The organism is Neomegalonema sp. (assembly GCF_028688855.1).
In the GTDB taxonomy this organism is placed as follows: domain Bacteria; phylum Pseudomonadota; class Alphaproteobacteria; order Rhodobacterales; family Rhodobacteraceae; genus Neomegalonema.
The window spans coordinates 26437-39505 of the sequence record NZ_JAQTXI010000012.1 but is presented as its reverse complement, the minus strand read 5'-3'; the positions used below and the strand labels follow the sequence as shown (position 1 = coordinate 39505).

General features: G+C 69.1%; 11 protein-coding genes. 9 read left to right on the top strand and 2 right to left on the bottom strand.

Annotated elements, in window-relative coordinates:
• The first annotated feature begins 23 nt into the window (after positions 1-23).
• The 5 genes from miaB (at position 24) to dapE (ending at position 5410) form a co-directional block, all read left to right on the top strand.
• Positions 24-1397: a tRNA (N6-isopentenyl adenosine(37)-C2)-methylthiotransferase MiaB gene (gene miaB, locus PHN62_RS10495; RefSeq protein ID WP_300150104.1), complete on the top strand. Its 1374-nt coding sequence runs from the start codon at positions 24-26 to the stop codon at positions 1395-1397.
• Positions 1394-2419 carry an esterase-like activity of phytase family protein gene (locus PHN62_RS10490; protein WP_300150101.1) on the top strand — a complete coding sequence of 342 codons (1026 nt, stop codon included), beginning with the start codon at positions 1394-1396 and terminating at the stop codon, positions 2417-2419. Before miaB ends, PHN62_RS10490 begins: the two co-directional genes overlap by 4 nt.
• Positions 2416-3141: an NAD-dependent deacylase gene (locus tag PHN62_RS10485; RefSeq protein ID WP_300150098.1), complete on the top strand. Its 726-nt coding sequence runs from the start codon at positions 2416-2418 to the stop codon at positions 3139-3141. The genes PHN62_RS10490 and PHN62_RS10485 overlap by 4 nt, the downstream gene beginning before the upstream one ends.
• Positions 3142-3269: 128 nt before the next feature.
• Entirely contained in the window at positions 3270-4103 is an 834-nt protein-coding gene (locus PHN62_RS10480; RefSeq protein ID WP_300150095.1) for an LOG family protein, read from the top strand.
• A 128-nt stretch (positions 4104-4231) separates the two neighbouring features.
• Positions 4232-5410: a succinyl-diaminopimelate desuccinylase gene (gene dapE, locus PHN62_RS10475; RefSeq protein ID WP_300150092.1), complete on the top strand. Its 1179-nt coding sequence runs from the start codon at positions 4232-4234 to the stop codon at positions 5408-5410.
• A 63-nt stretch (positions 5411-5473) separates the two neighbouring features.
• On the opposite strand, the gene PHN62_RS10470 is transcribed toward dapE, so the two are convergent.
• Entirely contained in the window at positions 5474-6805 is a 1332-nt protein-coding gene (locus PHN62_RS10470; RefSeq protein WP_300150090.1) for a D-alanyl-D-alanine carboxypeptidase family protein, read from the bottom strand.
• A gap of 195 nt (positions 6806-7000) precedes the next feature.
• Between PHN62_RS10470 and clpS the strand changes: the two genes are divergently transcribed.
• The 4 genes from clpS (at position 7001) to PHN62_RS10450 (ending at position 11556) form a co-directional block, all read left to right on the top strand.
• Positions 7001-7363, top strand: coding sequence for an ATP-dependent Clp protease adapter ClpS (gene clpS / locus PHN62_RS10465; RefSeq protein WP_300150088.1), 363 nt, complete (start codon positions 7001-7003; stop codon positions 7361-7363).
• Between the two features lie 125 nt (positions 7364-7488).
• Positions 7489-9819: an ATP-dependent Clp protease ATP-binding subunit ClpA gene (gene clpA, locus PHN62_RS10460; protein ID WP_300150085.1), complete on the top strand. Its 2331-nt coding sequence runs from the start codon at positions 7489-7491 to the stop codon at positions 9817-9819.
• A 154-nt stretch (positions 9820-9973) separates the two neighbouring features.
• Positions 9974-10933, top strand: a complete 960-nt coding sequence (locus PHN62_RS10455) for a M23 family metallopeptidase (RefSeq protein WP_300150082.1) — start codon at positions 9974-9976, stop codon at positions 10931-10933.
• A gap of 128 nt (positions 10934-11061) precedes the next feature.
• Positions 11062-11556: a hypothetical protein gene (locus PHN62_RS10450; RefSeq protein WP_300150080.1), complete on the top strand. Its 495-nt coding sequence runs from the start codon at positions 11062-11064 to the stop codon at positions 11554-11556.
• Positions 11557-11628: 72 nt separating this feature from the next.
• Here the strand turns inward: PHN62_RS10450 and PHN62_RS10445 are convergent, their stop codons facing one another.
• Positions 11629-12885, bottom strand: coding sequence for an FAD-dependent monooxygenase (locus PHN62_RS10445; RefSeq protein ID WP_300150077.1), 1257 nt, complete (start codon positions 12883-12885; stop codon positions 11629-11631).
• Between the last annotated feature and the right edge of the window lie 184 nt (positions 12886-13069).

The window sequence follows — 13069 nt, the reverse complement described above, 5'->3', positions numbered from 1 at the left end:
CGAGACCGAGATCCGGGAAAGCCATGTCCGCTGAAACGCCTGCGCGCAAAAAACTGTTCGTCAAGACCTACGGGTGCCAGATGAACGTCTACGACTCCACGCGCATGGCCGACGCCCTCGCGCCGGAGGGCTATGACGAAGCCGCCACGCCCGAAGAGGCGGACCTCGTTCTGCTCAACACCTGCCACATCCGCGAGAAGGCCGCCGAAAAGGTCTATTCGGATCTGGGGCGCATCAGGAAGATGGCCGAGGCGCGCAAGGCCGAAGGCGGCGCCGGAGTGATCGTCGGGGTGGCGGGCTGCGTGGCTCAGGCCGAGGGCGCGGAGATCCTGCGCCGTCAGCCCATGGTGGATTTCGTGGTGGGGCCTCAGGCCTATCACCGCCTGCCGGAGCTGGTCCGCGAGGCCCGGGCGCCCGGACCCAAGCGCGTCGACACGGATTTCCCCGTCGAGGACAAGTTCGAGGCCCTGCCGAAGATCCCGCGTCGCCAGACCGGCCCCACGGCCTTTCTGACCGTGCAGGAAGGCTGTGATAAATTCTGCGCCTTCTGCGTGGTGCCCTATACGCGGGGCGCCGAATATTCCCGGCCCGTCGCCAAGCTCCTCGCCGAGGCCGAGGCCCTGACGGCCTCCGGCGCGCGGGAGATCACCCTCCTCGGCCAGAACGTCAACGCCTACCATGGCGAAGGCCCGGACGGAGACATCTGGGGCCTCGCGCGGCTGCTGGAGGCTCTGGCGGCCATGGAGGGAATCGCGCGGCTGCGCTACATCACCAGCCATCCCCGCGACATGAGCGAGGATCTCATCGCGGCTCATGGGTCCATCCCCAAGCTCATGCCCTATCTGCATCTGCCGGTTCAGGCAGGCTCGGACAGGATCCTCAAGGCGATGAACCGCAAGCACACCGCCGCCGAATACGTCGCGATCATCGACCGTTGCCGCGCGGCGCGTCCGGATCTCGCGGTGTCGGGCGACTTCATCGTCGGCTTCCCCGGCGAGACCGAAGCCGATTTCCGGGACACCCTCGCCCTCGTCGAGCGGGTGGGCTACGCGCAGGCCTACAGCTTCGCCTATTCGCCGCGCCCCGGCACCCCCGCCGCCGATCTGCCCCAGGTCTCCGAAGCGGAGAAGGCCGACCGCCTCCAGAGGCTTCAGGCCCTGCTCGTGAAGCAGCAGCAGGAGTTCGCGCAATCGCGCCTCGGCATGGAGGTCGAGGTCCTGCTCGAACGCCCCGGACGCAAGCCCGGCCAGATGGTCGGCCGCAGCCCTTGGCTTCAGGGCGTGCATCTCGACGCTCCGGCGGGGCTGGCGGGCCGGCTCGTGCGGGCGCGGATCACCGAGGTGCGCGCCAACAGCCTCGCCGCCGAATGGATCGACGCCGAGGCCTCGGCGGCGTGAGCGCAGGCGGCTTCACGGCTCTGGGGCTGGCGGCGGCTCTCTTCTGGGCAGGCCTCGCCGCCGCGCAGGAGGCCTCTCCCCCCGCCTCCTTCGAACCGCTGAACCTGCGGGCGGTCCCGATTCCCTTCGATCTGCGCGCGCCCCGGGCGGAATCTGCGCCGCGTCTGAAGCCGATGGCGGCCTATGCGCTGCATTCGGATCATCCGCGATTCGGCGGGCTCTCCAGCCTGGCCTTCGGGCCGGAGGGCGCGCTCTACGCCGTCACCGACGTCGGCGGCTGGATCAGGTTCGCGCTGGAGCAGGATTCCGCAGGCCGCCTGACCGGCGTGAGCGGCGTCGTCGGCGATCTCTCGGACGGACTCGGGGCCTTCCCCAAGGAGGACGCCGACGCCGAATCCCTCGCCTTCTCGCCGGACGGCCGCAGCGCCTACGTCGGCTTCGAGCGCCGCCACCGCATCTGGCGTTACGACCTGACCCCGGAGGGCGCATGGCCCGCCCGCGCCGCCCGCGCCTACGCCCCGCCCGAGCTGCGGGCCCTGACGCGCAATCGGGGGATCGAATCGCTCGGCGTGCTGCCGGACGGCGCGCTTCTGGCTCTGGCGGAGAACTCGCGCCCCGGAGACGCGGCGATTCCGGCCTGGATCCTGCGCGGCGACGAGGTCGCGGAGCTTTCCTGGCGTCCGCGCCTGCGCGAGGGCTTCCTCCCGACGGATCTCGACGTGGGGCCGGACGGCTGGATCTATCTGCTGGAGCGCCGCGTGAGCCTCACCCATGGCTGGGCGGCGCGGGTGCGGCGTCTGCCGGTCGCGGCGGTCGAGCCCAAGGTCCAGATGGGGGCCATGGTGATCGCCGATTTCAGCAACCGCCGCCAGAGCCTCGACAACATGGAGGGCCTGGCCGTGCGTTTCGAGGGCGAAGGCGAAGCCCGGCGCTTGCGGCTCTACCTGATCTCCGACGATAACTTCCTTCTGTTCCAAAGAACCCTTCTGCTGCAATTCGAGCTTGAGGAGGCGGCGCCATGACCGACGGACCGGATCTCGTGATTCTCACCGGCGCGGGGCTTTCGGCGGAATCGGGGCTCGGGACCTTCCGCGAGAAGGACGGGCTCTGGACCCGCCACGACCTGAACGACGTGGCGACCCCCGAAGGCTTCGCGCGCGATCCCGAGCTCGTGCGCGATTTCTACAACGCCCGCCGGGCGAATCTGCGCGAGGCCGAGCCCAACGACGCGCATCGGGCTCTGGCGCGGCTGCAGCGGACCTGTCCGGGCCAGGTCATGATCGTGACGCAGAACGTGGACGACCTTCTGGAGCGCGCGGGCGCCGAGGCGCTCCACATGCATGGCGAATTGTTCAAGACGCGCTGCGCCTTCTGCGAAGCGGTCCGGGCGGACAAGGGCGACCTGACCGCCGCAGAAGCCTGCCCCTCCTGCGGCGAAGCGGGCGGCGCGCGTCCGGACGTGGTGTGGTTCGGCGAGATCCCCATGTTCATGCCGCAGATCGAGGCCGCGCTGGAGCATTGCCGCTTCTTCGCCTCCATCGGCACGAGCGGGGCGGTCTGGCCGGCGGGGGGCTTCGCGGCTCAGGCGCGGCGCGCAGGGGCGCGGATCGTGGAGCTGAACCTCGAAGCGACCGAAATCTCGGAGATCTTCCACGAGACGATCCGGGGCCCGGCCTCGGAGATCCTGCCCCCCTGGGTCGAGGAGATGGAGGGACGCCTCGCCCGCAGCCCCTGGGGCTGCTGAGAAAATTGGCGTTTCTTCAATCCCGTCCGTCATAGGCTGAAACCGGGAAGCGGCCCGAGCCTCTCCCCCTCCGAAACCCGGGCGCCCGAACGCGGACGCTCCAGGACATCCGAAAGGCTGGCGTTCCCATGGCCAAGAACAAGAGAATCTCGCGTCTGAAGCCCGTCGAAGCGGATCTGCGCGACGCGACCCTGGCGCCCAGCACGCCCCAGACCGAAGCGCCCGCCTATCGCCTCGCCTTCGCCGATCAGGAGTTCATGAAGCATGAAGCGCTTCGCCCCGTGCGGCTTCAGCTCGAACTGCTCAAGCCCGAGATGGTCCTGAGCGAAGCGGGCGTGGCCTCGACGGTGGTGCTCTTCGGCGGCGCGCGCATCCCCGAGCCCGGCAAGGAAGCCTGGGCGGGCAAGACTCCCGAGATCCGGGCGCGGCTCGAAGCCAACTCCCGTTACTACGAGGAGGCGCGGGAGTTCGCCCGCATCGCCTCGCGCGAATCGCTCAAGAGCGGCGGCAAGGAGTTCGTCGTCTGCACCGGCGGCGGACCCGGCGTGATGGAGGCGGGCAACCGCGGCGCCGAGGACGTCGGCGCGGCCTCCATCGGCCTGAACATCGTGCTGCCGCACGAGCAGGCGCCCAATCCCTACGTGAGCCCGCAATTCTGCTTCAACTTCCATTACTTCGCCGTCCGCAAGATGCATTTCCTCATGCGGGCCAAGGCGGTGGCGGCCTTCCCCGGCGGCTTCGGCACCATGGACGAGCTCTTCGAGGCCCTCACCCTCATCCAGACCGGACGCGCCGCGCCCATGCCCGTGCTGCTCTTCGGCGAAAGCTTCTGGCGGCGCATGGTGAATTTCGAGGCTCTGGCCGAGGAAGGCGTGATCTCGCCGGAGGATCTGAAGCTCTTCTCCTTCGTGGACGACGCCGCGAGCGGCTGGGAGATCGTCAGGGACTGGTACAAGCTCTGAGCCCGGCGCCTTCCGCGCGCCGGAGCCCTCGCCCCTGATCCCGGCCCGAGGCCGGGCTCCGGGGCCTTCCAACCGGCCCGGATCCGGGCTAACTCCCTGTCTCCGGTCACCGAACAAGGGAGAGCGCCATGCGCGCCGACGAAGCGCTGGACGAAGCCGTGATCCTGACTCAGGCGCTCTTGCGGATTCCCTCCGTGACGCCCGACGCGGGGGCGGCCATCGCGCATCTTCAGGGCTGGCTGGAGGCGCGGGGCTTCCGCTGCGCCCGTCCCGACCGCAACGGCGTGCCGAATCTCTTCGCCAGATACGGCGAGGGCCGTCCGGTCTTCGCCTTCAACGGACATCTCGACGTGGTGCCTCCCGGCGGCGGCTGGACCCGCGACCCCTGGGGCGCCGAACTGGAATCCGGCCGGATCTACGGGCGCGGCGCCGCCGACATGAAATCGGGCGTGGCGGCCTTCGCCGTGGCGGCGACGCGCTTCCTCGCCGCGAATCCGGGGTTCGGCGGCTCCATCCTGCTGCTGATCACCGGCGACGAGGAAGGCCCGAGCGTCGACGGCACCCCCGCCCTCCTCGACTGGATGGCGGCCCGGGGCGAGCGCCCGGACCATTGCCTCGTCGGCGAACCGACCTGTCCCGAGCGCATGGGCGAGATGATGAAGATCGGACGGCGCGGCTCCGTCACCTTCGCCCTGACGGCGCGGGGATCCCAGGGCCATGCGGCCTATCCGCATCGGGCGAGGAACCCGATTCCGCCCCTGATGAAGCTGCTCGACCGCCTCGCCTCCGAGCCTCTGGACGCCGGAACGGCCCATTTCGAGCCCTCGACCCTCTCCATCGTGACCGTGGACGTGGGCAATCCCGCCGACAACGTGATTCCCGCCGAGGCGCGGGCGAAGCTCAACATCCGCTTCAACGACGCCCATACGGCTGATTCGCTCCAGAAGCGGATCGAAGCGGCGGCGGCGGAGATCTTCCCCCCGACCGGCGTGGATCTGGATCTGACGCGCCGCGTCTCGGGGGTCAGCTTCGTGACGGAGCCCGGCCCCTTCACGGATCTCCTCCGCGATTCGGTGGAGGCCTCGACGGGGCTGCGGCCGGAGCTCTCGACCTCCGGCGGCACCTCGGACGCGCGCTACATGCAGGCGGTCTGCCCCGTGGCCGAGTTCGGCCTCGTCGGCGCGACGCTCCACAAGGCGGACGAATGGGTCGAGGCCGCCCATGTCGTGCAGCTCGCCGAGATCCATCAGGCGATTCTGGAGCGCTACTTCAAGGCCTTCGGCGGCGCGTTCGGGACAGCCTCCTGAACATGAGGACGCCCGACCCTCGGGGAGGGCCGGGCGTTTTCTTCGCCTGCGCGGAAGGCGCCTTCAGCGCGCCGGAGGCCGCCAGCCCGCCGGCGGCGTGATGGCGCATTCCATGCCCCGGGTCATGAAGGCGTGGCAGACCTCATGGGCCGAGGCCATGCGCAGACTCAGGATCTGGGCGCGATAGAGGAAGCCGCCTCCGGTCCGCGCGTCGGCGACGATGCGCGGCGCGGCCTCGGTCTCGGGGCGCAGCACGCCCATGACCTCGGCGAGGTGGATGCGGTTCTGGGCTTCGCCGCTGGTGGGGAAGCCGCCGAGCTGCACGGCCCATTCCTCGTTCTGGGCGGCGACTCGGGCGACGGAGGCTCCGGCGGGGGGCTGCCAGGCCGCCATGCGCACCGCCGAAGGCCGCTGGGCGACCGTGGGCTTGGGACGCGGCGGCGGCGCCATCGCGAGTCCGGCCGCCGGGCGCGCCGCAGGAGCAGCCGCCACGGCCGGAGCCGCAACCGCCGGAGCGGCGGGCGCCGTGCGACCCTTCATCGCGGCGAATCCCTGATCCATGAGGGTCATCACGCGCTGGTCGCGGGCGCGGGCGCTGGTCCCGCCGAAGACCGCGACGAGCACGCGGCGTCCGTCGCGTTCGGCGGTGGCGACGAGGTTGTAGCCGGAGGCCACGGTGTAGCCGGTCTTGAGCCCGTCCGTGCCCGGATATCCGGTCAGCAGCTTGTTGGTGGCGGGCATGCGCCGCCCGCCCCAGACCACGGCCTCACGGCTGAAGATCGGGAAATATTGCGGGAAATCCAGATGGATGCGCCTGCCGAGAATCGCCATGTCGCGGGCGGAGGAATGCTGTCCGGCCGCCGTCAGCCCATGCGGATTGCGAAAGGCGGTGTTGGTCATGCCGAGGGCGCGGGCCTTGGCGGTCATGCGCTCGGCGAAGGCCTCCTCGTTGCCGGCGACGGCCTCGGCCAGCACCACGGCGGCGTCGTTGGCCGAGCGCACCGCGGCGGCGTGGATCGCCTGACGCAGCGTGATCATGTCGCCGCGCCGCAGACCCAGCTTCGTGGCCGGCTGAGCCGCCGCCCGCGCCGAGACCACGAAGCTCTGATCGATCCGGAGCTGCTTGTTTTCGATGGCCTCGAACACCAGATAGAGCGTCATCATCTTGGTGAGGGAGGCGGGATAGAGCCGCTTGTCGGGGTTCTCGGAGGACAGGACCTCGCCCGTGCGGACGTCCATCGTCACCGAGGCGTATCTGGGGTTGGCGGCGGCCTGCGGCGCCGTCGCGACGAGGACGAGCGCGGCGAGCCCTGCGGCCATCGCGCCCGCGATCAGGCTGCGCGCGGCGCGCAAGGCGCGCGGAAAGGCGCGCGTCGGGGGGAGGGATCGCCTCATTCCATCTGCTCCATCGGTTCGTTCGCCGGCGGCTTCCGAATCTAGAAGCCCCTGCATAACACCCTCTTAACGACGTCCGTCAATGCGTCAGACGATCATGTCCTCATGGATCATGTCCTCATGGCGGTCCGGAGAATTTGCAAAACGCTCCGGGTCTTTTTATCTTCCGAAAAGGTTCTATATCAGATTGGCGTAATGACCGTGATCCCGCATCTGTCAGCGTCTCTTCGCCTTGGACCCGAACGCGACCCCGGAAATCCGGATCGCGGCGCGGATCTCAAGACGCGGCCCAGGGCCGTGGCGAAGCGGCCTCCCATGTATCGCATCGTCATGCTCAACGACGACTTCACCCCCATGGAGTTCGTCGTGCATGTGTTGAAGATGTTCTTCAACATCCCGACAGCGCGAGCCTACGACATCATGATGACCGTCCACACCAGGGGCGCGGCGGTCGTCGGGGTGTACACCTACGAGATCGCCGAGACCAAGATCGCGCAAGTGATGGATTACGCGCGCGTCCATCAGCACCCCCTGCGGTGCCGCATGGAGAAAGAATAGGCGCTCCGCCAAAAGGGCAGACTCCCGAAAACGGGACTTGCCAGAAAGCTCGGCGGAGCGTCATCATCCTAAGACGGCGGCGGGCTTCGCCCCCCGGTCGCCGATTTCGCGGGAAGGAGGCGGCCATGCCCTTCACCAAGTCTCTTGAAGACGCCCTGCATCGTGCGCTCGCTCTCGCAAACGAGCGCCGCCACGAATACGCCACGCTGGAGCACCTGCTGCTGTCGCTGATCGACGAGCCCGACGCGGCCAAGGTCATGCGCGCCTGCGACGTGGATCTGGACGGGCTGCGCAACGCGCTCACCCATCACATCGACGAACGCCTCACCGGCATCGTCATCGACGGCGATCCCATCGAGGCCACGCCGACCTCCGGCTTCCAGCGCGTCTTCGCGGCCGCCTCCCATCAGGCGAACGCGGCCCGGCGCGGCGAGGTCACGGGCGCCAACATCCTCCTCGCGCTGTTCAACGAGCGCGACAGCTACGCCGTCTCCTATCTCCAGGATCAGGGCGTCACGCTGCTGGACGTGAAAAGCTTCCTCGCGCATGGCGTGGCCAAGAACGCCTCGCTCTCCGAGAACCGCGGCCCCGCCGAAGGAACCGAAGAATCCTCCACCCGCGCCGCCGCCGAAACCCGGCCCCAGCGCGGCGAAAGCGCCCTCGACAAGTATTGCGTGAACCTCAACGAGAAATCCGCCGCCGGCGACGTCGATCCCCTCATCGGGCGCGACGCCGAGGTGGAGCGCTGCATCCAGGTGCTCTGTCGGCGCCGCAAGAACAACCCGCTGCTCGTGGGCGATCCCGGCGTGGGCAAGACCGCCATCGCCGAAGGGCTCGCGCGCAAGATCGTCGAGGGCGAAGTCCCGGAGATCCTGTCGGAGGCCACCATCTTCTCGCTCGACATGGGCGCGCTGCTGGCGGGCACGCGCTATCGCGGCGATTTCGAGGAGCGGCTGAAGGCCGTCGTCAAGGAGCTCGAGGAGCATGACGACGCCATCCTGTTCATCGACGAGATCCATACGGTGATCGGCGCGGGCGCGACCTCGGGCGGGGCCATGGACGCCTCCAACCTGCTCAAGCCCGCCTTGCAGGGGGGCAAGCTCCGCTGCATGGGCTCGACCACCTACAAGGAATACCGCCAGCACTTCGAGAAGGACCGCGCGCTCTCGCGGCGCTTCCAGAAGATCGACGTCAACGAGCCGAGCGTCGAGGACGCCGTGAAGATCCTGAAGGGGGTGAAGACCTACTTCGAGGAGCATCACAACGTCCGCTACACCCAGGAGGCCATCCGCACCGCCGTCGAGCTTTCGGCGCGCTACATCCACGACCGCAAGCTGCCCGACAAGGCCATCGACGTGATCGACGAAGTGGGCGCGGCTCAGGCCCTGCTGCCCGATTCGCGGCGCAAGAAGGTCATCTCCCCCAAGGAGATCGAGCAGATCGTGGCCAAGATCGCCCGCATCCCGCCGCGCAGCGTCGCCAAGAACGACGCCGAAGCGCTGCGCGGGCTGGAGGAGAAGCTCAAGGCCCAGGTCTTCGGACAGGATGCGGCGCTCGAGGCTCTGGCGAGCGCGGTCAAGCTGGCGCGCGCCGGTCTGCGCGAGCCGGAAAAGCCCATCGGCTGCTATCTCTTCACCGGCCCGACCGGCGTCGGCAAGACCGAGGCGGCCAAGCGGCTCGCCGAGATCATGGGCGTCGAGATGCTCCGCTTCGACATGTCGGAATACATGGAGAAGCATTCGGTCAGCCGCCTGATCGGCGCGCCTCCGGGCTATGTGGGCTTCGACCAGGGCGGGCTGCTCACCGATGGAGTCGATCAGCATCCGCATGCGGTGCTGCTGCTCGACGAGATCGAGAAGGCCCATCCGGACGTGTTCAACATCCTGCTTCAGGTGATGGACCACGGAAAGCTCACCGACCATAACGGCAAGACGGTGGATTTCCGCAACGTCATCCTGATCATGACCTCCAACGCGGGCGCCTCCGACATGGCCCGCGCCGCCATCGGCTTCGGCCGCGAGCAGCGCGAAGGCGAGGACGAGGAGGCCGTGAACCGGCTCTTCACGCCCGAGTTCCGCAACCGCCTCGACGCGGTGGTGCGCTTCGGCGCCCTGCCCCGGCCGGTGGTGCTCGACATCGTGGGCAAGTTCATCCGCCAGCTGGAGACCCAGCTCAAGGAGAAGAACGTCCGCATCGAGCTGACCGACGAGGCCGCCGAATGGCTGGCGACCAAGGGCTACGACTCGCGCATGGGCGCGCGTCCTCTGGCGCGGGTGATCCAGGAATACGTCAAGAAGCCGCTCGCCGAGGAGCTGCTCTTCGGCAAGCTGGCGAAAGGCGGCGTGGCGCGGGTCTCCGTGCGCGACGGCGCCCTGCGGATCGAGACCATCAGCGGCGACGGCAAGCCTCTGGCTCTGACCGGCCCGCGCAACGCGCCGCTGCTGCCCGCCGACTGAGGACGGAGGCTCCGGCTGGAATCGAGGAAGGCGCCCGAAAGGGCGCCTTTCTTCATGGCCGGGGCGCCTGCGGCCTCCATCCGCCCGCGCCTTGGACATGAGCGGCGTTTCGCGCTTTCCTGCGGCGGACCGCCCGCCAAGGAGCCTCAGCCGCATGCTTCGTCGTCTCGCCTTCGCCGCCCTCGCCCTGACGCCGCTTCCGGCCGGGGCGCTGGAGCTGTCCTTTCCGGTCGACTGCGCCCTGGGCCGCGACTGCTTCGTGCAACATCTCGTGGACCGCATCCCGGGGCCGGGCGTGCAGGATTTCGCCTGCGGCGCCGCGAGCTACGAAGGCCATGAAGGCGTCGACATCCGCGTGCCCGCCCTGACCGACCTCCGGCGCGGCGTGACGGTGCGCGCCGCCGCCGAAGGCCGCGTGATCCGGGCGACCAATTCCCAGCTCGACCACATGCTGGAGGATGGTCAGGCGCTGTTCTCCGCCAATTGCGGCAACGGCGTCACGCTGGAGCATGGCGACGGCTGGATCACCCAATATTGCCACATGGTGCTCGGTTCGGTTCAGGCGCGCCCCGGCGACGTCGTTCAGCGCGGCCAGCCGCTCGGCAACATGGGCGTCTCGGGCGCGACGAGCTTTCCCCATCTGCATTTCGCCGCGAAGAAGGATGGAATCGTCGCCGATCCCTTCAAGGGCGCCTGCGGAGGCTCCGGCCTCTGGCGCGGCGATTCGGGTCTGGCGGGCTGGACTCCGCGCCCCGAAATCCTCAACTGGGGCCTGGCGGGCGCGCCGCCCACCCTTCAGGCGGTCAAGACCGATCCCGCCGCCCTGCCTCCTCCGACGGGGGGTCCGGATTTCGTCTTCATCTGGGCGCAGATCCTCGGGGCGCGGCCCGGCGACGAGCTGCGCGCCTCCCTGCGCGACCCCTTCGGCAAGATCGCCGCCGACGAGCCCTATCGCGTGGATTCAGGATCGGGCGTCTTCTTCCTGCGGCTCGGGGTGGAGCCGAAGGACGGCGGATACGACGTCTGGCCGCCGGGCCGCTACGAAGGGAGCCTGAGGCTGATCCGCGAAGGACGCGAGATCTTCCGCGATTCCCGCTCTGCGGACCTGCGCTGAACCGACGAAAGCGACTCGCCCCCCTGATCGGCGGCGCTCTTTCATGGACGCGGCCTCCTCTATAGAGGAGGATGAACGGGCGGGCGCGCGTCGCCTGCGGATCTCGCGCGAGCTCTTGGGAGGATCTGATGAATCATCTGCTCTGGGCGCTTCTGGGCCTGTCGCTTTTCTCCGCGCCCGCGCGCGCGCAGGAAGCCGCGCCGGAGGACTTCCCCTCCGCGGACGCCGCCTATGTGGGACAGGTCAACGCGCTGCTCGACGCCGCGCGGCGGAGGCTTGAAGGAGCCGGCTTCGAACTCCAGCACCGGCAGGTCTCGGCGGTGGAGGCCAACACCAACTGGGATTCCGAAGCCTATCTCGAAGAAGGCGAGCGTTACGCCGTGGTGGCGGTCTGCGATGTGGACTGCAATGACGTGGATCTCCAGATCGAAGACCCCTCGGGCGGAGAAGCCGCCTCCGATTACGGCATGAGCGACACCGGATTCGCCCGCTTCACCGCTCTGGAGACCGGAACCTTCAAGGCCCAGGTGCGGATGTACGGCTGTCAGGCTCCCGCCTGCTACGCCGCCGTGGGAGTCTTCAAGCAGGGCCTCGGGCCGAAGACGCCCCCCGGCGACAACTGAACCCCCTCCCGGAGGGCGCCCGTCGCCGCAGGATCAGGGGAGCGCCGCGCTTCCGGCGCTCCGCCCGCCCGCTCAGAGCGGTTCGCCGCGCAGCAGACGCGGCAGGTCGCCCATCTCGCCCGCCGCCTGAGCCATGAAGCGGCGTTTCAGCGGCGCGAGCTTCTCCACCGCCGACAGCCCGAAGCCTCGCACGGCCCGCAGGATCGCGGAATCATTCGAGAAGAGGCGGTTCATGGCGTCCATGCCCAGACCCATGGCGGCGTTGTCGAAGCGGCGGCGGCGCTGATAGCGCTCCAGCACGTCGAGCGCTCCGATGTCCTCGCCCCGGCGCAGAGCCTCGGTCAGGACCTCCGCCAGAGCCGCCACGTCGCGGAAGCCGAGATTCAGCCCCTGCCCCGCGATGGGATGCACCGCATGGGCCGAATCCCCCAGAAGCGCCAGACGCGGCTTCACATAGTCATAGGCCAGCGAGAAGCTCAGCGGATAGCTCCAGCGCGGCCCTTCAAGCTCCAGTTCGCCGAGCATGCCGCCCATGCGCCGCCGCACCTCGCGCAGGAAGGCGTCTTCGCCCGCAGCCATCACGGCCCGGGCGGGCTCGGGCTTCTCCGTCCAGACCAGCGAGGAGCGGTTCCCCGTCAGAGGCAGCACCGCGAAAGGCCCCGAGGGCAGGAAATATTCATGCGCCACGCCCTCGTGCGGCCGCTCATGGCGGATGGTCGCCACGAGCCCCGTCTGGTCGTAGCTCCAGCGGGCGTAGCGGAAGCCCGCCGTCTCCGCCGTGGAGGAGCCCCGCCCCTCGCAGATCACCGCCAGAGCCCCGCGCCAGCGCCGCCCGTCCGTCGCGAGGGCCTCGGCTTCGGCGGGGCCGGAGGTCAGATCCCCGACGCGCGTCTCGTCGACCAGGGTGATCAGCGGCTCCTCTTCGAGGCGGCGGCGGATCTCGCGGCGCAGATGGCGGTTCTCGGTCAGCCAGCCGAAAGGCCCGCGCCCGGTCTCGCGATGGTCGAAATGGAGGAAATGCGCGAAGGAGCCCTCCGAAACGCGGCCCTCCGTGACGAGGATGTCGTCGATCGGCTGGACCTCGCCGGCCATGCCGCCCCAGACGCCCAGCACCTCCAGAAGCCGCTTCGAGCCCGCCGCCGCCGCCGAGGCGCGGCCGTCGAAGGCCTCCTCGAAATGCCTCGCGCGCGGCGCGGCGTCGATGACCACCGAGGGGATCCCCCCCGAAGCCAGAGCCAGGGCCAGAGCGCCCCCCGTCAGCCCGCCGCCGAGGATCAGCACGGCCTCGCGCGGCGCCCCTTCCGGAGCCTTCTCGTGAATTCCGGACATGCGCCCTCCCTGCTCCGCGATCCGCGTCGACACGGGCTCCAGTCCAGCCCCCTTCAATCTAGCTTCCCGTGCGGCGGAGGGCCAGAGTTCTCGCCCTTTGCGCCCTCCGGACTCGGCGTCGCAGGGCGGATAAGGGTTTAAAAATCCTGCCCTGTCGGGTTATCCTGATGCGACGCGTCAGCCT

Coding starts and splice junctions, on each gene's coding strand:
- miaB (WP_300150104.1), top strand. CDS start 24: ATGTCCGCTGAAACGCCTGCGCGCAAAAAACTGTTCGTCAAGACCTAC.
- PHN62_RS10485 (WP_300150098.1), top strand. CDS start 2,416: ATGACCGACGGACCGGATCTCGTGATTCTCACCGGCGCGGGGCTTTCG.
- dapE (WP_300150092.1), top strand. CDS start 4,232: ATGCGCGCCGACGAAGCGCTGGACGAAGCCGTGATCCTGACTCAGGCG.
- PHN62_RS10450 (WP_300150080.1), top strand. CDS start 11,062: ATGAATCATCTGCTCTGGGCGCTTCTGGGCCTGTCGCTTTTCTCCGCG.
- PHN62_RS10445 (WP_300150077.1), bottom strand. CDS start 12,885: ATGTCCGGAATTCACGAGAAGGCTCCGGAAGGGGCGCCGCGCGAGGCC.
- PHN62_RS10455 (WP_300150082.1), top strand. CDS start 9,974: ATGCTTCGTCGTCTCGCCTTCGCCGCCCTCGCCCTGACGCCGCTTCCG.
- clpA (WP_300150085.1), top strand. CDS start 7,489: ATGCCCTTCACCAAGTCTCTTGAAGACGCCCTGCATCGTGCGCTCGCT.
- clpS (WP_300150088.1), top strand. CDS start 7,001: ATGACCGTGATCCCGCATCTGTCAGCGTCTCTTCGCCTTGGACCCGAA.
- PHN62_RS10480 (WP_300150095.1), top strand. CDS start 3,270: ATGGCCAAGAACAAGAGAATCTCGCGTCTGAAGCCCGTCGAAGCGGAT.
- PHN62_RS10470 (WP_300150090.1), bottom strand. CDS start 6,805: ATGAGGCGATCCCTCCCCCCGACGCGCGCCTTTCCGCGCGCCTTGCGC.